This window comes from Candidatus Moraniibacteriota bacterium, from assembly GCA_026396275.1.
GTDB lineage: Bacteria > Patescibacteriota > Minisyncoccia > Moranbacterales > JAPLXC01 > JAPLXC01.
The window spans coordinates 43,027-66,057 of record JAPLXC010000002.1 but is presented as its reverse complement, the minus strand read 5'-3'; the positions used below and the strand labels follow the sequence as shown (position 1 = coordinate 66,057).

The window sequence follows — 23,031 nt, the reverse complement described above, 5'->3', positions numbered from 1 at the left end:
ATGGACGCCGGCGTCCATTTTTGCAGAATTTTTACTCTTTTTTGTCCTTATCCTTTTCTTTCTTTTCCTTTTTCTCTTTACTTTTCTTTTCTGCTTTTTTAGTTAATTCTTCTGATTTTTTATCAACCGGCTTTTTTTCTTCATCCTTTATAAACATCAACCCCATTCGATGCTCTTTGGGTTCAATAGAAAGAATTTTCCAGCTGTAGCTCTCGCCGGTTTTGAGGACTTCCTCCATTTTTTTGTCGGGGACGGCTTCCCGGAATTCACTGATGTGAGCCAAGCCATGGATGTCCTTGTCAAGATAAACAAATGCCCCGAAAGGATTTATTTTGTCCACTTTGCCCTTAACCACATCTCCCGCTTTGTATTTCTTTTCGATCTCGCTCCAGGGATCTTTTTTGAGCGCTTTGAGGGAAAGAGAAATCCGGGTATTGTCAATTCCGATAATCTGGGCTTCTACCTGATCGCTGGTTTTGACAATTTCCCGGGGATTGTCAATAAGCTGCCAGGCCAGCTCCGAAATATGAACCAGCCCTTCTAATTTATCTTTTTCATTTTCAGAGTCCTTTTTAGAGGGGGGAAGAAATTTCACAAAAGCACCGAAATCAACCACGCCACTGACTTCTCCGGAAATTACATCGCCTACTTTGAGTTGAGAAATTACCTCATGCTCTTTTTCGCTTAATGCCGCTTTTTCGCTTACAATTAATTTTTCCGCCTCGCGATCGGCATCAATAATCCTCACTTGCATTTCTTCTCCTATAAGTTTTTTGAGCAATTCCAGTATTTTATTTTTGTCGCCATCCTCAACTCGAGGATAGTGCTCGCTGGAAAGCTGTGACACCGGAAGAAACCCGGCAATGCCGTTTACCTCCGCCATCAATCCTCCTTTATTGGCATCGAGTATTTTCGTAATGATAATTTCCTGGGTGTCACGCTTGGATTCAAGATCATCCCAAGCCCGTTCATAAGAGGCCTCCCGGATGGAAAGCTCAAGAAACCCGTCTTCATTCTCAAGATCCGTAAGCGTCGCGCTAACAACATTCCCTTTTTTCAGTTTAGAGGTCACGCTTAAGCCATCCTTAACTTCTTTTCCCAGCACAATCCCAGTCCCCAGCGGTCCAAGATCAAGCAAAATGTGATTGGACGATACCTCAATTACTTTTCCCTCAAGAACATCGCTAATTTTGGGAATTCTTATGGGATACTTTTCCAAAAGATCGCCCATCGGTGAGCCGCTTGCTTCAGACACCTCAGCTGTTTTGCTCTCCTTTTGCTCCGGCAAGGCGGATTTTTCTTCTGGAATTCTGTCAACTTCTTCCGCCAGTTTGTCTAAAATATCTTTGCTTTTTTTATTGTCTTTTTTCATAAATCTAAAAAATATCAACGCCGACACTAACTATTAAGTCAATAATTAAGAGGGCGAGATATAAAACAAAAATTTCCCTTAAAATAAAGGAAATTATTAAGAAAAATGAGGATCTTAATTTATCCTCTATTCAATTTTCTTAATAATTACTACTAGAGAGAATCATATATTAATTACCTATTTTTGGCAAGAGCCGTTTCGACAAAACAGTTTTTTTGTGATAAACTGCTTATGTATATTAATTAAGAATAAATTAATAATTCGTATATTTGTACGTTATTCGCCTGCCTGCCGGCAGGCAGGTAATTCGTAAAGAAATCGTGAATATCCAATATTACGGCCATTCTTGTTTTAAAATAACAACCAAACCAGCAGGAAGAGCCACTGAAGATGTGGTCATTTTTACCGACCCTTTTGATCGCTCCATTGGACTGCGGTCACCTCAGGGGCACGCGGATATTGTTTTTGTATCCCATGATCATTACGATCATAACAATACTTCTGCACTTAAGAATGGCCCGCTTGTTATTGATCTTCCGGGGGAGTATTCAGCCAGAGGCATAAACGCTGTTGGGATAGACACATTTCATGATGAAAAGGGAGGAGAGGAAAGAGGACACAGTACTGTTTTTGTTATTGAATCGGAAGAAATGAAAATCTGCCACTTGGGGGACTTGGGAACCGATCTTACTTCGGAACAGCTTGAAGAAATTGACGGAATAGATGTCTTGTTTATTCCAGTGGGTGGCAAAATCACTCTTGATGGCAAAAAAGCGGCAGAGTTGGTAAGAAAAATTGAGCCAGCAATTGTTATTCCGATGCACTACAAAATCAAGGGTTCGGCCATTGATATCGCTGACGAAAAGAAATTCTGCGCTGAAATGGGAAATTGCCCCAGCCAAAAATCAAATAAACTGTCTTTTAAGAAAAGGGATTTGGAAGAGAAAAGTATGGAAGTGGTGATAATGAGTGTGGAGTAATCTTTACTAATTACTAATTTAATACGAATATACCAATATCCAAAGATAAGTTTAATTGCTTCACTTAATTTTTGGTTAAAAAAATTCGTATATTAGTACTAGATTCGTAATTCGTAAAGATTTTATTCTAATGTCTATTTCTGACAAAATTGAAAATATCCGCCGTCAACCTGAGCATATTCGGATGCGCTATGTCCTGGGCGGCGTGGTGATTGTTATGGTTTTTATTATTATCATCTGGATTTTTTCCCTCCAGGAATCCTTCAAAAACGCGATGCCTGAAGAAAAAAATTCTTCCGGTCTCCAGAGCGACTGGAATAATGTCCGGGAGGAGCTGCCTTCGCTTCAAGATTTTATCGGAGAATCCGAAGGTGACCTTCAGCAAAATGCCTCAGAGGAAGGAACAATTACTCAGCCAGAATTGGCGCCTGAAAATTAAGACGCCAATACTTTTTCCTAATTAAAGTTTATGGAACAGAAGAAAAAGGAAACCATCCATCCCAGAGAGATAACTGAAGAAATTCAGCAATCATATTTGGATTACGCCATGAGCGTAATTGTTTCGCGCGCCCTGCCGGATGTCCGCGATGGGATGAAACCGGTTCATCGCCGCATTCTTTATTCCATGTGGAACAGCGGCCTCCGGCCGGGAGCTAAATTCCGAAAATCCGCTACCGTTGTGGGAGAAGTTATTGGGAAATACCACCCTCACGGAGACGTGGCCGTTTACGATTCAATGGTCCGCCTGTCCCAGGATTTCAATATGCGCTACCCGCTAGTCTGGGGACAGGGAAACTTTGGGTCTCTGGACGGAGACAGCGCCGCCGCCTACCGCTACACTGAAGCAAAGCTTGCGCCCATTGCCGAGGAAATACTTTCTGACATTGAAAGAGAGACAGTTGATTTTGTCCCCAATTTTGACGGCGTTCATCAGGAGCCGGTAGTTCTTCCGGCTAAAATTCCCCAGCTCATTCTTAATGGAACGATGGGAATCGCGGTGGGAATGGCAACCAGCATTCCTCCCCACAATCTTTCTGAAGTCGTAAGCGCTTTGATTTACCTTATTGATAATCCGGAAGCCGGCACCGAGGAACTGATGAAATTCATTCAGGGACCTGATTTCCCCACCGGGGGAATAATTTACAACGCTAAAGATATTAAAGAGGCCTATTCTACTGGAAGAGGAAAAATCATTACCCGGGCCAAGGCTGAAATTACCGAAACAAAAGTAGGGAGTTTCCAGATCATTGTCAGTGAAATAACTTATGCTACTAATAAATCAGTCCTAATAGAAAAAATTGCCCAGTTAACAAAAGACGGAAAAATTCAGGGAATTAAAGACATTCGCGACGAGTCCGGCAAAGAAGGAGTGAGAATCGTGGTTGATCTGAAAAAAGATGCTTATCCTCAAAAAGTGCTGAATTCGCTTTATTCAAACACTGATCTTCAGAAAAATTTTAACGTCAATATGCTGGCGCTGGTTGAGGGAATTGAACCAAGAGTGATTAACCTGAAATCGATTCTCTCCTTTTTCATTGATCACCGCCGGATTGTAATAACCCGTCGAGTCAAATTTGACCTGACTCGAGCCAAGGAACGCGCTCACATTTTAGAAGGACTAAAAAAGGCGCTGGATCATATTGATGCTATTATTAGCACCATCAAAAAATCAGCTACCCGGGAAATAGCCCACCAGAATTTGATTAAGCGATTCCGTTTTTCTGATCAGCAAGCAACGGCCATTTTGGAAATGAAACTTCAAACACTGGCTGGGCTGGAGCGTCGCAAAATAGACGATGAGCTCAAAGAAAAGAAACAGCTCATTGTCCAATTGGAGGCACTTCTTAAAAGCCCGAAAAAAATCTCGGAGACCATAAAAAAGGAGCTAGGGGAAATTCAGGAAAAATACGGCGACGAGCGAAAAACAAAGGTGGTTCGCTCGGGAATCGGCGAGTTCAAGCAGGAAGATCTGATAGCCAATGATGAAGCGATTATTACTTTGAGCCAGGATGGCTATATCAAGCGAATGAATCCGGGCGCGTACCGGGTGCAAAAACGCGGCGGAAAAGGAGTGATTGGAGCCACCACCAAAGAAGGAGATGTCATCGAACAGGTTACCAGTGTGATGACTCACGATAACTTAATGTTTTTTACCAATACCGGAAAAGTGTATCAAACCAAAGCATACGAGATTCCGGAATCAACACGAACAGCCAAGGGCCAGGCGATCGTGAACTTTTTGCAGCTTGCTTCGGATGAAAAAATAACCGAAATGATCCCCTATAGCAAAAGCGACAATTACAAATATTTCTTTATGACCACCGAGCACGGCATTGTTAAAAAGATCCACCTCTCCGATTTTGACAATGTACGCCGCAGTGGGCTTATTGCTATCAAACTCGAAAAACAAGACACGCTGGGGTGGGTAAAGGCAACGACCGGAACGGATGAAATTGTCATTACCACCTCTCACGGCCAAGCTATTCACTTTAAAGAATCGGATGTGCGGCCAATGGGGCGAAATGCTTCCGGAGTACGGGGAATTAAATTAAGAAAGGATGATTTAGTCGTCGGCATGAACGCGGTACTTAAAGGGCAAAAAGGGAATCAACTTCTGATAATCAGTGAGAACGGATTTGGCAAAAGAACAGATCTCAGATCTTATAAGGTCCAGCGCCGGGGCGGCTCGGGAATCAAAACCGCTAAAGTTACTACCAAGACCGGAAAACTAGTCGGGGCTAACATAGCTAACGTAGATGACATTGAAGGAGATATGATTATTACTTCGGAAAAAGGCCAGATAATCAGAATTCCTCTCAAAAGCATATCGGTGCTGGGAAGAGCCACTCAGGGAGTGCGGATTATGCGCCCAGAGGCGGGAGACAAAATATCGGCGGCGGCAGTGCTGTAATTTCTCTACGAATTACGAATTAGGTACGAATATACGAATAATTATCAACTAAAAAACTATGAATGAATCAAAATTTTTTGAAGGCCAAAAAGAAAACAAAGAAATTGAGGTTTTAAAGGAGGATATGATAAGATACATTAGGGGATTGAAAACTCTGGAAGAATTACTAGACGCCCAAGAAAAGATAGGAGTGGCAATTGGCGATGAGGGTGAAGCTGATTATGCCGAAAAATTAAGGGAGGCACTGGTTGGTTTTATAAAAGAAACCGAATCGCTTTCAGAAGTAGAAAAACAGCATATGAAATTGTTCGCAGCAGAAAGAACTGAAGAAGGTGGATAATAAGATTTTTTTGAAACTAATAATTTACTAGCAAACACTGGTTTCGGGAAACCCAAGCGAGTGTTTAGCCAAAAACTATGGCGTTAACGCATAAGCAAAAAGAAAGAGTGACTAAAGAGGTAAAAAGGCACGAGAAAGATTCCGGCTCGCCGGAATACCAAATTGCGCTTTTTACCGCAAGAATCAAGCGCCTGACTGAACATCTCAAGAAAAATAAGAAGGATTTCCATTCCCGCCGGGGACTTTTGAAAATGGTGGCCAAAAGAAGAAAATTAATGGAGTATTTAAAAAAGACGAATGAAAAATCATATAAGAAGTTAATTAAAAAACTAGAATTAAAATAAATGTCCAAATTTAAAGAACAAAGGGTTGGAGTTCTCGTTGACATTCAAAATATGTACTATAGCGCCCGGGTGCTTCACGGGAAAAAAGTGAACTTCAAAAAAGTACTGGAGGAAGCGGTTGGTGAGCGCAAACTGATTCGGGCAATTGCCTACGGAATAAAAACTGTCGAGGGTCAGGAAGAGAAATTTTTCGAAGCGTTAACAAAACAGGGATTTGAAGTAAAAACAAAAGACCTTCAAATTTTCCCCGGAGGCCAAAAGAAGGGCGACTGGGACGTTGGCATCGCGGTGGACGCGATTAAGCTTTCTAAAAATCTGGATGTTATTATTCTAGTTTCTGGAGACGGAGATTATCTTCCGGTAGTAGAATACATTCAAAATACTCTCAGTTGCCGAGTTGAAGTCATAGCTTTTAAAGAATCTGCTAGCACCAAACTCATCGAAAAAGCGGATGAGTTTACCAATCTTTCGGAAAGTAAAAAGAAGTTTTTGATATAGATTTTATGAAAATAATCGGCTTTAATTCCGGTGTTCTTCATCACACTTTCCACCCGATATCCAAAGAAATGCTGGATATTATCAGAAATACAGGGGCAAACGCGGTCGAGTTAGGATCAGACCAGGCAGAACAACTCAAAGACCTTGAAGTTTCGGACTTTCAAGGCTTTTCTTATATTTCAATTCACGCTCCCAGTAATGTCATATATGGTCAAAACCAGGAAGCCGTCAAAGTACTTGATTCCATTCAGGAAGCGCATGAGAGGTTTTCTTTCAAATGTGTGGTTATCCATCCGGACCGAGTTGATAACTGGGATATTTTTGACAACTATAATTTTCCGATTGCAGTTGAAAATATGGATTTTCGCAAAAATTTCGGAAAAACAGTCAAAGATGTAAAACAAGTCCTTGAAAATAACGATTATGGCTTCGTTCTTGACTTAAATCATTGCTATTCAAACGACAAATCGCTGAGATTGGCTTGGGATTTTTATAAGGCCTTCAAAAACAGACTATGTGAGATCCATATAAGCGGCTTTCAAAAATATCACGAACCGCTCTTCAAAACTAGGCAGAATAAAATTATCAAGATGCTTCCGAAAAAAGAAGTACCGATAATAATTGAAAGTGTTTGTGACGATATGAAGGAGATAAAGAAAGAATTGGAATATGTCAATTTATTTTTTGACAAAATTATCAAAATAAGCTAATGTTTTAATACTTAACAAATTTATTAAATAGTCCTTTGCTGGTGCGTTAGGTAAGCTCAAAAATGAGAGTTTAATTAGCATAAATGTCACGCTGAACTTGATTCAGCATCTAATTAGATTAGATCCCGGATCAAGTCCGGGATGACAAATATATTAAACCTTCATTTTTGACTTTACTTCAAGCGTCATCAGCAGAAGAGCTGATACGTTCTATATGGAGCATAAAAAATGGTCTCTCCAGATCGGAGGGCGAATCTTGGAAATTGAAACCGGATTGCTGGCTAAACAAGCTAACGGCGCGGTAACTGTTCGCTATGGCGACACGATGGTGCTGGCCACGGCTGTAATGAGCAAGGACGCCGCCAAAGCCAGTGATCACTTTCCGCTGATGGTTGACTACGAAGAGCGTTATTACGCCGCCGGAAAAATAAAGGGCTCAAAATTCATCAAACGCGACGGAAAGCCATCAGACGAGGGAATTCTCACCGGTCGCGTAGTAGACCGGACTATCCGCCCGCTTTTTGATATGCGAATGCGAAACGAAGTTCAAGTAATAGTGACTGTTCTTTCCATTGATGGTGAGAACGATCCGGATATTGTTGCCGTCATTGCCGCTTCGGTCGCTCTTTCTATTTCTAACATTCCCTGGAATGGTCCGCTAGCTGCCGTGCGAATCGGGAGAATAAATGGAGAATTTGTCCTTAACCCGGTCAACGGGGAATTAGCCGAAAGCGACCTGGATCTCGTTCTTTCCGGAACTAAAGAAAAAATAAACATGATTGAAGCAGGCGCCAAGGAAGTTCCCGAGGAAGAGATTGTCAAGGCCTTCCAGTTTGGTCATGAAGCCATTCGCAAGATCGCTACCTTTATTGAAAACATAGCCAAAGAAGCGGGAGCGCCAAAAGCCAAACTAGTGCGGCTGACTGGAACTCCTGAATTTGAGGGTAAAGTCCGAGATATTCTTTTCAAAGAAGGAATTGCCGAAGCGCTTTACGAAAAAGATAAAAAAGTGATGGAGGAAAAAGTAAGCGCTATCCGGGAAAAAGTATTCACCTACATTAAAGAAAGCAGTTCAGCCAAAGGCGGGGAAAACAGCGAAAAACTAGGAGAAATTGCCGACTGGGTTTTTGAAGAAGCAGCCGACGAAATTGTGCACCAAAATATCCTGGAAAAAGAACTGCGGCCTGACGGCAGGAAACTGGATGAAATCAGGCCGATTGACTGTCAAGTCGGGATTTTGCCCCGCACTCACGGATCGGCGCTTTTTTCCCGGGGAGAGACCCAGGCGCTTACTGTCACCACTCTTGGCTCTCCCGGCGACGAGCAGCTTATTGATTCAATGGAGGCCGACACTAAAAAAAGCTACATTCACCATTACAACTTTCCGCCCTATTCCACCGGCGAAATCAAAAAGATGCGGGGAGTAGGAAGACGGGAAATTGGACATGGGTTCCTGGCTGAAAGAGCGCTCTTGCCAGTGATCCCTTCCAAAGAAGAGTTTCCTTACACTATTCTTCTGGTTTCTGAAATACTCTCTTCCAACGGATCTTCCTCAATGGCCGCCACTTGCGGATCCACTTTGTCCCTGATGGATGCCGGCGTACCGATCAAACGGCCGGTGAGCGGCATTGCGATGGGAATTATTGTTGGCCATGACGGCAATTTCAAAATACTGACCGACATTCAGGGTCTGGAGGATCATTTTGGCGATATGGATTTTAAAGCAACTGGAACAGAAAAAGGCATCACCGCGCTCCAGATGGATGTTAAGGTGGATGGCTTGACAGTGGAAATGCTCGAAGCTGCACTGAATCAGTCCCATAAAAACCGAATGGAAATACTTAAAAAAATCACCGAGACAATTTCAGCTCCCCGCAACGAAATGTCCCAGTACGCCCCGCGCATCATTATTATGAAGATTAATCCGGAAAAAATACGAAACGTCATTGGCGCTGGCGGCAAAATCATTAACGAAATTATTGAACAAACTGGAGTGGAAATCGACATTGAGGACGACGGGTCGGTTTTTATCACTTCACCTGACGAATCATCTTCTAAAAAAGCCCAAAAATGGATTGATAATCTCACTCATGAAGTCAAGCCTGGAGAACTCTTTAATGCCCGGATTACCCGAATCATAAATTTTGGAGCTTTCGCTGAGATTTTACCGGGCCAGGAAGGGTTGATTCACATTTCCGAACTAGCTGATTATCGGGTAAACCGCGTGGAGGACATAGTTCAGATAGGTGATGTTGTTCCAGTAAAAGTAAAAAATATCGACGAGCAAGGAAGAATCAATCTTTCACTCAAAGACGCTACCCATACTATGAGATAGTTGACAATGTCTTGGCAATAAAACATTCTTGTTGTAAAATAGAAGCGGAGATGCTTCTATTTTTATTTTTAACAGCATAGCAAATTTTATGTTCGGTTTTAAAAATAACAAAAACAATTATCAGCCCGTCAGTCCCGACATTCCAAAAAGGGGATCTGGCACGGCCGGCGAGGACTTTCCGCTTCATACAATGCAGGATGATCTTAATGCTATTGAAGGATTGACTGCTCCACCAGAAGAAGCAAGGCAATATAGCGACCCGGAAAGAAAAAAAGATTTTTTCGCCCCTCCCAAGCGTCACAACTCGGCAGAGTACAGGCCTGATACTTCTCAATCCTCCAGCCCTTTTTTAAATGTTCCTCCCTCTCCCAAATTCTACTCTCCGGCTTCTCGTCCAGACGATCTTTCTAAAAAAAGCGGTCCGTCTCTTCCGCGCCGGGAATCTAAAACACCGGTTGAGCAATATCCAAAACGCGGTTTTAATTGGAAAAAAATACTTTTGGTTAGCGCTTTAATTATTTCCTTTCTTGCTTTGGCTGCCGGAGGATACTATTTCTGGTTGACCAGAAACGCGTCTGCCCCAGCTCCTACTCCCGAAGCAGTTATTCCTTCTCCCGCTGAAGAGCCGATAGCGGTTGAAAAAATCGAAGAAAAATTTTCAGCGGAGAAACCTAACTATCTTTCCATCGACACTGAAATAGCCACTCCTGAAACACTTAAGCAAACACTTGCTCAAACTGCTTCTGAAATTAAAAAATCAGAAACAACTTCTCCCATCGAGTTTATCATTACTGACAGCAACAATAACCCCATAGTGTTTCATATCTTTGCTGTTCTTTCGGGACTCAAGCTCTCTCCGGTATTAAGTAACTTAGGAGAAGAATTTTCTCTTTTCTTTTATCCCGATTCGGAAAATGTTAGAATAGGAATAGCAGCAGATCTTAAAGACAAGGGAAGAGCCACTGCCGCGATGAAGAACCAGGAAAAAACACTTATCAATGATCTCTCTTTCCTTTTTCTCGATGCTGTCCCGCAGGAAAAAGACAAATTATTCCAAAGCAGCACATACAAGGACTTCTCGATTCGTTACGCCAATCTTAATCCAGAAGAGTCACTTTCTATTGACTACGCTGTTACCGCCGACCAATTAGTTATTGGAACAAGCAAAAATACCATCCGGGCGATACTGGACAAAATAGCTCTTTAGAGCCCTTCGGAAAAGTCCAAGAAAAAGGCTCAGAAAAACAATAGTTGCTTAAAATTCTTAATAACCTGTTGATAACTTGTCAGGAATGCGGCTTATTTTCCACACTTTACCTAACTAAGCCGGAAAAAGTAAATCACTTTTCTGAATGCCGTATTTATTTCTTAGGACAATTTGGGATAATACCGAGATGTTTTCTTTCCGATTAAACGCTAAGATTAGCCAAAAATTTCTTAGGGAGAATTGACTCTTAGTTTATTTTCTGCTATAATAAGGACAGGTTGTACCTTAAAAAGCCCTAAAAACGAATGGTGGAAGCATTTCCAATCACAATTTCCCCCTATTTGTGATTGGAATTCTTCTACTGTTCAAGTCCTAGTCCCCAACGAGTGACTGTCTCTTAAGGTAGTTACCCGTCGGGACTAGGCGCTTGCTATCTGACAGCAAGACCCTAAAACAAAAACAAAAAAACTTTTTTAAACAAATACAAAAAATAAAAAAGTTTGTTCTTTGATAAAAGGCTAAAAGCCAGAGAATAGTAGAGGAAAGACATTACTAAGTCAGAAGTGGATGTCATGGGGTATTGTACAAAATACACACCCAAAGAATGCCATTTTATGCCTCTCACCCGGCTAAAAGTGCTCTTGGTGTGTTGACAATACAACAAACACCGGGCGCTCTCGCTAAAAAATTATATTTTTATGGGCGTTAGTAGCGCCCGGTTCCCAATATCTATCAGTCAATAACTAAAGTTATTGTTTGATAAATATTGGGAAAAAGAACACCAGCCAAGGGTGTTTTTTGTTTTTTCTGCTATAATCTGATTATGAAGCTTTTATTCTGGAAAAAAGAGAAATTAAATACCGGGCAGCTGGGCGAAAAAATTGCGGCAGAATATTTAAAAAACAAAGGATACAAGGTTCTGGAAAAAAATTTTAAAAATCCTCTCGGGCGAAGACTTGGTGAAATTGATATTATTGCCAAAAAAAACGGCGAGATCGTTTTTGTGGAAGTAAAAACGCGGGAGCTTTCCGCTGGCGATAAGTCGCTTCCCGAGGAAAATATTACCAAAGCCAAGCTTCACAAATTAAACAAAATCGCCTTGTTTTATATTAAGCAGGAAAACGCCTGGGATAAGCCGTATCATTTTGACGCTCTTTCCGTTTGGATCGGAGAAAACCGAAAAGCATTTAAAATAAGCCATCTTGAAAACATTTTTATCTAGACAATATCACTGTTTACCAGTACAATAAAAACAAGACGGAATAATTTTCCATCTTTTAATTTTCTAACAATCTTTTGCTATGGCCATTGACCCTCAAATTCAAACGGAACTGAAAGAAAAGCTTCTCAAAGAAAAAAATCGTCTTGAAAACGAGCTGAAAAACTTTGCCGCCCCTACCGAAGTTCCTGGGGACTATAAAACCAAATTTAGCGATCTTGGCACCGATGTGGATGAAAACGCGTCAGAAGTTGAGGAATACACTGATAATTTAGCCCTGGAGAGCACTCTTGAAAAGCGCCTGAAAGATGTAGGCGACGCTCTGGCACGAATGGAAGAGGGAACTTACGGAACCTGCGGCAATTGCGGTCAAGAGATAAACATCGAGCGACTGCGGGCTTATCCCGCCGCCAAGACATGCATCCGGTGCAAGTAGGCATTATGGACCCTGAAATAAAAACCAAAAAAATACTTTTTGCGCTGTTGTTTTTTGCTCTAGTCCCTCTCGACCAGTTTTCTAAGTATCTAATCCGCCAAGGGGGCGGATTTTATATTTGCAACATAAATATTGCCTGGGGAATAAAAGTACCCGAGATTTTATTTTGGCTTTTTTGGCTTTTAGCAATTACTATTTTAATATTTGCCTTTATTAGCAAAAAATCTGTGATTCATAATTCATTATTCATAATTCCTGTTCTGGCCGGAGCAACTTCTAATATCATTGATCGCATAATGTTTGGCTGCGTTATCGACTTCATTGACCTTAAGTTTTGGCCGGCGTTCAACCTGGCCGACAGCTTCATCGTCCTCGGCGGTATTTTGCTGCTAGTAAAATACTTGAAATTATAGTATGATAATAACAGGATTGATTTTTTCTCGATTAACTTACATTAGATTTAATGAGAATCATCGTAAATAACAAGAATTTACTGATAACTATCGCCGTGGCTTTAATTTGCCTGATTTTATACAGTGTTTTCCCCACTCAAAATATCTTCCAGCAGATTGTCTCGACCATGGCATTTCTCTTGGTAATTCCGGTATTATATATTAAAATAATACTAAAAGGGTCGCTTAAAAAGTTTGGTCTTCAGACAGGAGACAGGCAAAGAGGTATTTTGTGGATGGGAATAATGCTACTGGGCTCACTTTTGACTTTTTACATTCTCTTCCACTACACTAATCTCCCACAACATTACCATCCGCCTCGCTTGATAGCCGAACGATTTGTGTTTTTTATCTCGTATGAACTTCTCCTGGTTGGGTTGTTCGCAGCGCTTTACGAATTTTTTTTCCGGGGGTTTATTATGCTGAGATTGTCGCGGGCAATAGGATACTGGTCGATTGCGGTGCAATTTGCCGTGTTTCTGACTTTTTTCCTCCTGGTTGGCGGACTTGACTGGTCAACCACCCTTTATGTTATCGTTTCTCCTTTTGCTGGAATTGTCGCTTATCAGAGCCGTTCAATTTTTTACTCCTTCGGAACCAGCTTATTTTTTATCATCATCGCCGATGCTTTAGTTATTGGCCTCGCAAAATAATGAAAAAACAAATATTAAAGATCATAAAGAGAATTCTTTTAGTCCTCACGGTTGCCGCTGAAGCAGTTTTTCTTAGCGCTTTTCCCGCTTTTGCTTTGTCTATTCCTTCTCCCTCCTCGGTGGCTGCCGAATTAGAAAGGCGTTATCATCTAAACCTTGAAAGCATTCAGAATCAGGGAGAAAATTTTAACGTGTCCGACCAGAAAAAGAATGTTCCGGAAGTAATGCTTTTTTTTAATCCTGCTGATCCCAGGCCGGGGGAAAAAATAACCGCCGAAGCGCTTCCCCAGTATTTCAACATTGCCAAAGAACAACTTTACTACACTTGGTATTTGCGCCACAGCGGCTGCGGCCCCACCGACTCGCCCAGCTCTGAAACAAAGAAGAAATGCGATGCTGACGGGAATGGAAAGATAACTGTCAATGACTGGAAGGTGGAAGCGATGCGCTATATCACCAATAACGGCTATGATACAACAAGGGCCGACTACAGCTCCGATGATGATAAAGACGGCTATCTTGCCCGCTGGGGAGGTGCCAATAAAAACGAAGAAGAGCAGGAAGATGAAACAGCTTACTGCTACATTCACGATTTCGTAAGTGGTATAAACTATGAGTTAGCCGAAACCTCCAATACCAGCTTTACTTGCCCTAGTGGCACAGTCGCCAAATGCGTAAAAACTGAAACTCTTAATTGCGATGATGGGGCAGGCAACTACATTGAATACAAAACCTGCAATGATACTGAAACAGCTATGACTTGCGATCCCTCCACTCAAATCCCCGTCTGTTCTTCCGGCGACCCATTATGTATCGACACTGACAATCTTGAAGGAGAGTGCAATGATATGCCCGACCCTAATCTTGACGCTTGCAGTTCTTTTGGGTTTGAAACACCAACTTGCTCTACTGGAGAATCATCCAGTGTATCTAACAAGTGCTATGATCTTCTTCCTCATCATCTTTTTCCCGACTATAAGGGAGATTTAAACGATGAGAAAGTAGGAGATAATGATTTCAAAGAAGAGGAAGAGGAATTCTGGTGGACTAATCCTCACGATCCGGACACGGCCGACAACGGCAACCGCGACGAAGCCAATGCTGTCGGAGTGGGCCAGTTTACTTTCACCTGGAATTATGACGACAGAGATAAGGTCGGAGTATTGGTAGAAGGGACTTCGATGATTCCCGCCAAACACGACGATTCGTCTTTTATGATTATGTGGGCGATGCCTAAAAACGACTGCTCCATTCCGGACTCAAGCAAATCGTACTATTACGAGAGCATAAAAGGATACAACGTGAAAATTCCGGCTTTTGATCACGATGACTATGAGGATTTTTTCAATGACTGCCTAGAAGATAATCTTGTTGATCCCAAAGAAGGGCTCCAGCCGAAAAAATTGGATGTTTCCCTGTCCTATTCTCCGGAAAATCCGATAAATGACTCGAGCGGTGACGAAATGGGAGACGTAGTAAATACTCAAGCAACCATTGCCAATGCTGATCAGGAAAGCCAGCAACTACTTTATACCTGGAAGATAGCTATTAGCAAGACAGGATTTCCTTCTTCCAATCCCGCCGACTGGCAAACTATCTGCGAAGGTGGGGATGAAGAAGAGTGTATTTTAAAAACTACTCCTCTTAAGGGAATTAATATTCCTTCATTAAAGTTTAAACTTGATCTTACTGATGACAATGTCTTTTCTGGCGACGGCTATGGATACTTGAAGGTCTCCGTCGTAGTTAATGAAAATTATCCTTCTTCGAAAGAAAGCTTGGATGAAAACACAACCCGGGAAGGAAGAAGCGATGTTATCATTAAGGTCTTCACTACCGATCAAAAGATTCGGGCTTTTTCCCCGGTGGATACGAATTTTTCCGCTACTGGCGGACCCTTAATACTAAACGAGGGTAATGAAATTTGCACCAGCCGCGAAGAAGCGGCCGTCTGCTACGTCCTGAAAAACGAGATTATCGGACTTAAAGTTGATAAAGAAAATCTTAAAAACTTTTCCTGGACAATTAACGGTCAGACGCTTTTCTGCGACTCCACTAATATTTCAGAAAAGAATTGTCTTGCTTCTGAACAGCAAGAAATTAATTTCTTCCCGGCCACTGGCGACCCGGGCGACAAATATACTATTGACGTTACCGCCAATGACGTGGAAACCGGCCAGACAATTCATTTGACTCGGGTTTTTCAAGTTATCGACCCTTTCGTGAAAATAATCTCTACTAATGAGCAATTCTGCTGGCCAAAATACTTAGGAATGTATATTGACCTGGATGGTAATCAATTTCCTGATTCCAGTGAATCAGTTTTCCAAACACTCACGGGAAACGAAGTAGGACTTGAAGCCGAGTTCCATCCTGCCTGGTTGAAAAACTATATTGGGAAAGGGGTAAAGACCGAATGGACAATTGACGGAGCACTTTTTAGCGATTTAACAAACTCGGCTGGATTAAACCTCACGGCGGAAAAAGAGGCCGGAGATGTTTATAACATCGGACTGAATACTTTATATAAGACATCAAACGACATAAGAAAAGCGCTCAACAAAATCTGGAATATTTCCCAGTTTGAGTCCACGGAAAAATATATGCCGGTTTCGCTTCAGGTTGAAGTTGCTTTATCCAGTGAAGAAGAAGCACTGACTTTAAAAAATAGCGGTAAGTTTCTCGCTGGCCTTCTTTCCCATCTGCCAACCCAGATTATGTTTCTGCTAAGAATTATTCTTACCATCGCCATTATTCTAATTACCACGGGAGTTGTCTTTGCTTTCATTCCTGAGACCTATCGGCCTAAAGAAACTTCTTATGAAAAAAGCTAATTCTTACTTACCTTTTTTTATCGCTGGTTTCTTACTATTGGCTGTTTTTTGTATTTCTTTTGTTTATCAGACAGCAGCATATGAATATACCCCGATGGAAAAAATCCCAGGATTTGAGACCGCAGCCACTACTTTTCCCAGCTACATTCTTTCCATTACCAAATTTGCCATCTGGACGGTCGGGATCGCCGCGCTTCTAATGATTACTATCGGCGGGTTTATGTATATGACCAGCGCCGGTAACACCTCCCGGATGGAATCGGCCAAAAAGGTGATTTTTGATGCTCTTTTTGGTTTGCTTATTGCTCTGGCTGCTTGGCTCTTACTTTATGTCATTAATCCGGATTTGGTTAAGATAAATCTCACCTTGAAAGCAGTAGAATTGCCAAAGCCAGCTCCGCCCGCACGACCGCCCGGTGTTTATCCTCCTCCGGTACGTTGTGCGCCCCTATCTACTGGCCCTTGTTCAGTAGAAAATTTAAGAAATACTTGTTTTGCTTCTGTAGCCGAGCAAGCCTCTGGTATCTGCAATGCAGAGAGTGGTGGAATAGAACGGAGGGCTAGTGGAGTAGATAGATGCCAGCCGGGCAACGAGGTAGTTTCTTGGGGACTGTTTCAAATAAATATTAGTGCTAATCCTGTCGCTGGCCTGAATTGCCCTTCAGCTTTTAGTAACCCATATACAGGTCGTAATCATAACTGCACTGTCACGAATCAAACTTTATACCAGCAGTGCGTCGCCGCCGCTCAAACAGCCAGCACAAATATTCAAGCAGCCTGTTCAATTTATCAGTCAAGCGGCTGGAGAGCCTGGGGCGCTAATAGTGTTTGTAATTTCTAAAATTCTTTTATATATGCTTACAAAAAAAACAATGCTCATTACAATTATAGTGATTTTGACGGTAGGAATATTTGCTTTTTTTATTCTTAGGGAAAGATATGGCCCGGAAAAGATAACAATAAAAACTGAACAAGGCGAAGTCAAAATAACTGATATAACCGAAAATCCTGTTGAAAAACTTTCAATGGGCGGTGTCACTTTTCAATCAACTGAAGATTTTTTAATTGAATATTATCCCGGGGATCAAGGTTTTATTATAGCTCTGCTTAACAAAGATACTGAAAAAGCCCAGATTGCGGCAGAGCAGGAATTTTTAAGAGCTCTTAAAATTAATAAAGAAGACGCATGTAAGCTCAAAGTTTCTATTACTGTACCATATACGGTCAACGAAAAATTTGGAGGCGGTATTTATAAGCTAAGTTTTTGCGAAGGAGGACAACTTCTTAAAAACTAGTTAAGCTTTAAATATAAGATGGCTAAAAAGGTTTTTATAATTTCTTTCGTCGCTCTTCTTGTCATCCTCCTCTTCTGGGGGGTTTATAATTTTGCTTTTAAAGAGAAAAAAGCCGGCTCTCCAGAGATTGTTAAAAAGGAAGAAAAAGCCGCTCCGGAGAAAAAACAAGAAAAGTCAAAGGAAAAAATCTATCCTCTCACTGACGAAGCGGTTATTTCCCCGACGATAAGCAAAGATGGTGAGCATATCACTTATTACACCCGCTCTAATGGAAACGTTTATGAAGTTACATTAAAAGGAACTAATAAAAGAATGACCTCAAGCGAAGATCTCAAGGGACTGGAAAATGTTTTTTGGTCACCGGATAAGAATAAAGTGATTTCGGTGTTTAACAAAGAAGGAAAAACTATCTTTTATCTCTACGACTACACTACCCAGGAAGGAAAACGGCTTAAAGATGGAATTGACAGTATTGCTTGGACTAATCTGGGCGATAAAATTATCTACAAGCATTTCAATTCTCAAACAAAAAAGCGGAGTATTAATATTGCCAATCCTGACGGAAGCAACTGGGAAAAATTGGCAGACACTACACTTCGCTTTATTTCTCTAACACCTGTTCTCCAGACCTCCCTAATTTCTTTCTGGAATGCTCCCAATGGTTTTGAAGAAACATCTCTTCAGATTGTGGGAGTGACTGGTGGAGAAACAAAAACAATCTTTTCGAAAAAATTCGGAGCGGATTACCTTTGGTCCCCCAATGGAGAAAAGGCCCTAGTTAGCTCCGCTGAAGCGAAAGGAAGCTCAAAAATAATGCTCGCTGTAATTAATAGCAACGGCGGAGGATATCAAAACCTTAGTATTCCAACACTCACGTCCAAACGACTATCAAGAAAAAAAGGTTACAACTAAAGATACTTTCTGGAAAGTAGACATGTCCACCGGGAAAAAGGATCGAATTGTTGAACTGGAAGATATGAAAGGAAGCCTTGATGCTAGCCATCTTTTTCTTTCTCCTTCGGAAGAAGAACTTTTTTTCATCAACCGGATTGACGGGAAGCTATACGGAATCAATCTTTAAGAAGTTTGGGCTAATAGCTTCGGATTTTTCAGTTGGCTTGCTACTATTCTCAGAGAAAATATTATCCAAAAAATAACAGCCAGATCATTTTTCCAGTAGGGCGTGTCAATGAAACCGTGAATTAATATATAAAGCATTATTCCCAATAAAACAGCTTCTATTAAAAATAAGCTGTTTTTTTCATTTTTTAATGTTTCATGCATCCACTTAATAATTAAAATTAAAAACCCGATAAATCCAAAAATCCCGCTCTGAAGCCAAAAAGCAAGATATAGGTTAAGGGGTTGGGGAACCGCCCATTCAAGATAGGGTGGAAAATATTTTTGATATTCCAGATAAATATTTTGAAAATTTCCCGGTCCGATCCCCCAGATAACATTATCTTTAAGAATCTTCGTCGCTGATTGCCAGATGATGACCCTTGATTCCAGAGAAGATCGGGAAAAGTTTTTGAGATTTTCCATTTTTTCAGTGTTCCACTGGCTCATAATAATAAGTAAAATAATTATTGCTCCAATCAAAACAAATTTTTTGCTTAATTTTCTTTTGCCAAAAAGCGCCGTGATAATTAAACTCAAAATCACCGCTACCCACGCCGCATAGGAATAGGTGAGGTACAAGCTAGACAGAATAATTAAAAAGGAGATTGTATTAAAAAACAGCGAGTGGTAGCTTTTGCCTGTATATGCAAGTAAGCGCATCTCTTTGTAAGATTCACCCGTTAGTTGAGAAATTGTATTTTGAATTAAGTAGATTCCAATTATTATTCCCGGCGTCAGATACATCGCCAGATGATTAGGCGAAAGATAAAGGGCCTTGAGCCGGCTGTCGTAAGTTACATTTCCTTGAAAATAATAAATTAAACTGATTGCAGCTACTCCAAAAATGCCTAAATAAAGCCATTTTAAAATATTTTCTAAATCTTCTTTCTTCTTTATTTCCTTGATTAAAACCCAAGAAAAAACAAGTGGGATAATAAACCATCCCTTGATTATTCCGAATCCGATTCGGTAATGTCCACTCACCACCGTTGATATAAAAAGTCCGGCAATTACCAGCAGTATTCCAAAAAAATAAACTTTGTTTTGCTTGTAAAATTCTTTGTAATCAATTTTTTGCTTGCTCAAAAACGCCGAAATAAAAACCACCAAAACCAAAATTTCCAGCAAATTAGTCGGGATGCCAAAAACAGAAAACCTGATCAGATAAGCCGGAATTAAAAGTATTGTCAGCGGAATCAATATTTTATTTACTTTTGCAGCCATATTTTAATCCGGTCATCCGGTAACACTATGCCGCGGCCGCAGTATAGTGTTACCGGAATTATTCGAAGCAGATAAAGCTATTATTACTAAAAGCAGGGGCAGAACTTGCACTGAATAAAGCGCGGTGTCAAAAACTGAATGGATTGAAAAAATCACAAGTCCCGCCGCACTCCCTAGATATAAAATATTATCTTTTGATTTTTTCACAAAATCTTTAATTGAAAAAACGACCAGCAATATAAAGATTATGGCATTGATAATTCCTGTTTCCGCCGCGATGTCAAGATATAAATTATGAGCGTAAATCGGCTTCCGGTAGGGAGCGCTGGGCTCAATTTCATAGGAATAATTGCCGATTCCCACTCCCAGCGGATTATTTTTGATTACTTTAACCGCTTGATTCCAGTTTTCAAATCTTACCTTGTTTGAGCCCTCAACAGTGCTGAAGCTGGTAATGGCCCGCTTCCCGATTGGCGTGAGCGCCAGAGACGCCAAAACAATCAGTGTCAGCACAAGAGAAGCTAAAAGTTTTTTAGCCGATATTTTTTTATTGACAGCAAAATATAAAACTATAAAAATCAGGCCGGCAGCCAAGCCGATATACCCTCCACGGGAAAAGGTAAGGAGATTCGCGATTAAAATTATTAAAGAAAAAAATAAATAAATATTTTTTTTAAAAGCATAGTATAATCCTATTGCCAAAGGTAGCGAAAGCCCTAAATAAAAAGAAAGCATATGCGGATCGGGAAATGTCGAAAAGGCCCTTAAAAAATCTTTCCCGGAAACATTAACCAGCCAGCTGGGATATTCTAAAACAGCATGAGTAAATGATTTTCCTAAAAACAGAGGTGTTACGTAATTTCTCCAAATTGCAGCAGTATTATCCAGCCCAATCATAAATTGCAGAAGAAATTGAATTATGCCAATTACAGATGTAACTCCCGCGCCCCAGACGAGAAATTTGATAATTTTGACATTCAGATATGTCATTCCGGCCCCTGAGCCGGAATCTACGCCATTTATTTCTGGATTCCCGCTTTCGCGGGAATGACATTGAATAATACTGGTTACTACAAAATAAACCGGAAAGATTGAAAGCAAGAACAAAAGTTTCCGGAATCCCCAATCCTGATTATCTGCCCAAAATAGTGAAAGGCCAGCTATGAACAAAAAAAATATGATTAAAACCGTCTGTATTTTCGCTGGAATAAAAATCCGCCGGTTTTTGAGACCTGAAATAATCCATAATAAAGCCAGGATTGGGATTATTACCCTTACTGAAGCAAGGTCAATTCCTTCGCTGGGATTTAAGGCGATTTGAAAGGGAAGATAGAGGCAGAACAATAAAAGCAGTTTATAAACCATGTAATAATCCTCGCATACTTCGGGCTTTGTTGCAAAAAGAAAGAGGCAAATTTACATAAATTTGCCTCTTATTGACTAATGAGCCATTTTCTCAAAAAATATTTTTGAGATTTATAATAATAGCATTTCTGTGCCTTTCTGTCAAGTGAAAAACTCCTGCCGCCAAAATGCTTTATGGCAAAATTTGGATAGTATAAAACTTTATATCCAGCTATTCGCACCTTTTTGCAAAGATCAATATCTTCAAAATACATAAAAAATTTTTCATCGAATCCGCCGAGTTTTTCAAAAACTTCCCGCCGGATAAACATCGCCGCGCCGCTCACCCAGGCACATTTGATTTTTTTAGAACTTTCCCAAATTTTTTTGTCGCGCCTATAGCCCAAGTTATTTAATATAATGCTCCAAACGGTTACTTCTTTCCCGGCGCACCACCATTGAACTTCATTTTTATCGCTTAATAATTTCGGCCCAATGATTGCCAATTTGTCATTTTTATCAAATTCGTCCAGCAGACTCTTAATATCTTCTGAAATAACTTTCGTATCTGGATTTAAAAAACATAATATTTCACCTTTTGCTTCCCTCGCACCAATATTATTTGCTGCTCCAAAACCAATATTTTCCTCGCTTTTTATAACTTTTATTTCATTTGCAAGCTTAGCTTCTAAGTTGCCATTGTCATTATTCACAACAATTATTTCATAATCCACACTTAAAACTTTTTCTTTAATTGAAGAAATACAATTTTCTAAATATTTTTCACTTTGATAGTTGACGATAATGAAAGATAAAACCATATAATATGTCATTCCGGCCTCCGAGCCGGAATCTAGAAAATTCTCTAGATTCCCGCTTTCGCGGGAATGACATTTTTAACTAACATTTTTATAATCACCGTACGCCCTTTGAACAACTTCAGCCAAATTATTTTTCCTGAATTTTACATCCAGCTGATTTTTTATTCTTCTTAATGCCGTGTAAAAACTTATCCACGGCTTTAAAATCACCGGCGCATTTTTTTTGAAGAAAATTATTCCGGAAATCACCAGCCAGTAAATTTTATTTTCTAGGTTTCCTTCACTTTTCTCATAGTGGTAGACCTGGACCTGAGGAATCACCATAATTTTAAATCCTTCTTTTCTTGCGCGCAGGCAAAAATCAGCGTCTTCGTAATATAGAAAAAATCTCTCGTCCAGAAGCCCGATTTGGCGAAAAATCTCTTTTTTAACAAACATGGTACAGCCAGAGATATACTGGGTCTCATAGGGCTTATTTGAAAGGGGCTCGAAAATATGAACCGTTTTCATTGTCAGCCACTTTATTTTTCCTCCCGCAAACCAGACTGAATAATGGTCTTCTTTAATAATAAGAGGGCTAAAAATTCCGGCATTAGCACTTTGTTCAGCTTCTTTAACTAGTATGCGCAGAGTGTCTTTTTCCACTATCGCATCGGGATTGATAAGAAAAATATAGTCCGCCATTTTTTCCAGCGCATAGCGGATTCCGACATTGCTTCCTGCCGCAAAGCCGAGATTGGCGCCGTTTTTAATAATGTGGGCGCGCGGAAAAAATGTTTTTGCCGCTTCCAGCGATCCGTCAGTTGAATTATTATCAACCAAAACTACTTCAAAATTCTCGTATTCAAGCTGAAAAATGCTCGCTAGGCATCCTTTGAGGGTAGAGCGAGCATTGTAATTAAGAATTATAATAAATACCTTCGGCTGTGCCATA

Annotated in this window: 23 protein-coding genes; 18 read left to right on the top strand and 5 right to left on the bottom strand. The window is 40.6% G+C overall.

What is annotated here, in order from left to right; all coding sequences use genetic code 11:
- Window positions 1-31 precede the first annotated feature (31 nt).
- Window positions 32-1,372 (bottom strand): S1 RNA-binding domain-containing protein, encoded by a 1,341-nt coding sequence (locus NT136_00395; GenBank protein MCX6765424.1) that lies wholly within the window; start codon window positions 1,370-1,372, stop codon window positions 32-34.
- Between the two features lie 269 nt (window positions 1,373-1,641).
- Here NT136_00395 and NT136_00390 point away from each other — a divergent pair, with 269 nt between their 5' ends.
- The 18 genes from NT136_00390 to NT136_00305 all read left to right on the top strand — a co-directional run bounded on the left by NT136_00390 (window position 1,642) and on the right by NT136_00305 (window position 18,667).
- Entirely contained in the window at window positions 1,642-2,352 is a 711-nt protein-coding gene (locus tag NT136_00390) for an MBL fold metallo-hydrolase (GenBank protein MCX6765423.1), read from the top strand.
- Between the two features lie 130 nt (window positions 2,353-2,482).
- Entirely contained in the window at window positions 2,483-2,791 is a 309-nt protein-coding gene (locus NT136_00385) for a hypothetical protein (GenBank protein MCX6765422.1), read from the top strand.
- A gap of 30 nt (window positions 2,792-2,821) precedes the next feature.
- Window positions 2,822-5,263 (top strand): DNA gyrase subunit A, encoded by a 2,442-nt coding sequence (gyrA, locus tag NT136_00380; protein ID MCX6765421.1) that lies wholly within the window; start codon window positions 2,822-2,824, stop codon window positions 5,261-5,263.
- Between the two features lie 58 nt (window positions 5,264-5,321).
- Window positions 5,322-5,603: a hypothetical protein gene (locus NT136_00375; GenBank protein MCX6765420.1), complete on the top strand. Its 282-nt coding sequence runs from the start codon at window positions 5,322-5,324 to the stop codon at window positions 5,601-5,603.
- Between the two features lie 77 nt (window positions 5,604-5,680).
- A complete protein-coding gene (gene rpsO, locus NT136_00370) occupies window positions 5,681-5,947 on the top strand; it encodes a 30S ribosomal protein S15 (protein ID MCX6765419.1) in 267 nt (88 codons plus the stop codon).
- On the top strand, window positions 5,948-6,445 hold the full coding sequence (locus NT136_00365) for an NYN domain-containing protein (protein MCX6765418.1): 498 nt from the start codon (window positions 5,948-5,950) through the stop codon (window positions 6,443-6,445).
- 5 nt (window positions 6,446-6,450) lie between these two features.
- On the top strand, window positions 6,451-7,155 hold the full coding sequence (locus tag NT136_00360; GenBank protein ID MCX6765417.1) for a hypothetical protein: 705 nt from the start codon (window positions 6,451-6,453) through the stop codon (window positions 7,153-7,155).
- A 214-nt stretch (window positions 7,156-7,369) separates the two neighbouring features.
- On the top strand, window positions 7,370-9,490 hold the full coding sequence (gene pnp / locus NT136_00355) for a polyribonucleotide nucleotidyltransferase (GenBank protein MCX6765416.1): 2,121 nt from the start codon (window positions 7,370-7,372) through the stop codon (window positions 9,488-9,490).
- An 88-nt stretch (window positions 9,491-9,578) separates the two neighbouring features.
- Window positions 9,579-10,697 (top strand): hypothetical protein, encoded by a 1,119-nt coding sequence (locus NT136_00350; GenBank protein MCX6765415.1) that lies wholly within the window; start codon window positions 9,579-9,581, stop codon window positions 10,695-10,697.
- 823 nt (window positions 10,698-11,520) lie between these two features.
- On the top strand, window positions 11,521-11,919 hold the full coding sequence (locus tag NT136_00345; protein MCX6765414.1) for a YraN family protein: 399 nt from the start codon (window positions 11,521-11,523) through the stop codon (window positions 11,917-11,919).
- Window positions 11,920-11,998: 79 nt separating this feature from the next.
- On the top strand, window positions 11,999-12,352 hold the full coding sequence (locus NT136_00340; GenBank protein ID MCX6765413.1) for a TraR/DksA C4-type zinc finger protein: 354 nt from the start codon (window positions 11,999-12,001) through the stop codon (window positions 12,350-12,352).
- A complete protein-coding gene (locus NT136_00335) occupies window positions 12,334-12,765 on the top strand; it encodes a signal peptidase II (GenBank protein MCX6765412.1) in 432 nt (143 codons plus the stop codon). Before NT136_00340 ends, NT136_00335 begins: the two co-directional genes overlap by 19 nt.
- 50 nt (window positions 12,766-12,815) lie before the next feature.
- A complete protein-coding gene (locus NT136_00330; GenBank protein MCX6765411.1) occupies window positions 12,816-13,457 on the top strand; it encodes a hypothetical protein in 642 nt (213 codons plus the stop codon).
- Window positions 13,457-16,291, top strand: a complete 2,835-nt coding sequence (locus tag NT136_00325) for a hypothetical protein (protein MCX6765410.1) — start codon at window positions 13,457-13,459, stop codon at window positions 16,289-16,291. The genes NT136_00330 and NT136_00325 overlap by 1 nt, the downstream gene beginning before the upstream one ends.
- Before the next feature lie 94 nt (window positions 16,292-16,385).
- Complete coding sequence (locus NT136_00320) at window positions 16,386-17,132, top strand: hypothetical protein (GenBank protein ID MCX6765409.1); 747 nt, start codon at window positions 16,386-16,388, stop codon at window positions 17,130-17,132.
- Between the two features lie 13 nt (window positions 17,133-17,145).
- Window positions 17,146-17,586, top strand: coding sequence for a hypothetical protein (locus tag NT136_00315; GenBank protein ID MCX6765408.1), 441 nt, complete (start codon window positions 17,146-17,148; stop codon window positions 17,584-17,586).
- Between the two features lie 18 nt (window positions 17,587-17,604).
- Window positions 17,605-18,498, top strand: coding sequence for a hypothetical protein (locus NT136_00310; protein MCX6765407.1), 894 nt, complete (start codon window positions 17,605-17,607; stop codon window positions 18,496-18,498).
- 22 nt (window positions 18,499-18,520) lie between these two features.
- Entirely contained in the window at window positions 18,521-18,667 is a 147-nt protein-coding gene (locus NT136_00305) for a hypothetical protein (GenBank protein MCX6765406.1), read from the top strand.
- On the opposite strand, the gene NT136_00300 is transcribed toward NT136_00305, so the two are convergent.
- The 4 genes from NT136_00300 to NT136_00285 form a co-directional block, all read right to left on the bottom strand.
- Window positions 18,664-19,932, bottom strand: a complete 1,269-nt coding sequence (locus NT136_00300; GenBank protein ID MCX6765405.1) for an O-antigen ligase family protein — start codon at window positions 19,930-19,932, stop codon at window positions 18,664-18,666. The genes NT136_00305 and NT136_00300 overlap by 4 nt on opposite strands.
- A gap of 12 nt (window positions 19,933-19,944) precedes the next feature.
- On the bottom strand, window positions 19,945-21,297 hold the full coding sequence (locus tag NT136_00295; GenBank protein ID MCX6765404.1) for an O-antigen ligase family protein: 1,353 nt from the start codon (window positions 21,295-21,297) through the stop codon (window positions 19,945-19,947).
- A gap of 68 nt (window positions 21,298-21,365) precedes the next feature.
- Complete coding sequence (locus tag NT136_00290; protein MCX6765403.1) at window positions 21,366-22,097, bottom strand: glycosyltransferase family 2 protein; 732 nt, start codon at window positions 22,095-22,097, stop codon at window positions 21,366-21,368.
- Window positions 22,098-22,172: 75 nt separating this feature from the next.
- Window positions 22,173-23,030: a glycosyltransferase family 2 protein gene (locus NT136_00285; protein MCX6765402.1), complete on the bottom strand. Its 858-nt coding sequence runs from the start codon at window positions 23,028-23,030 to the stop codon at window positions 22,173-22,175.
- Window position 23,031: the final 1 nt, after the last annotated feature.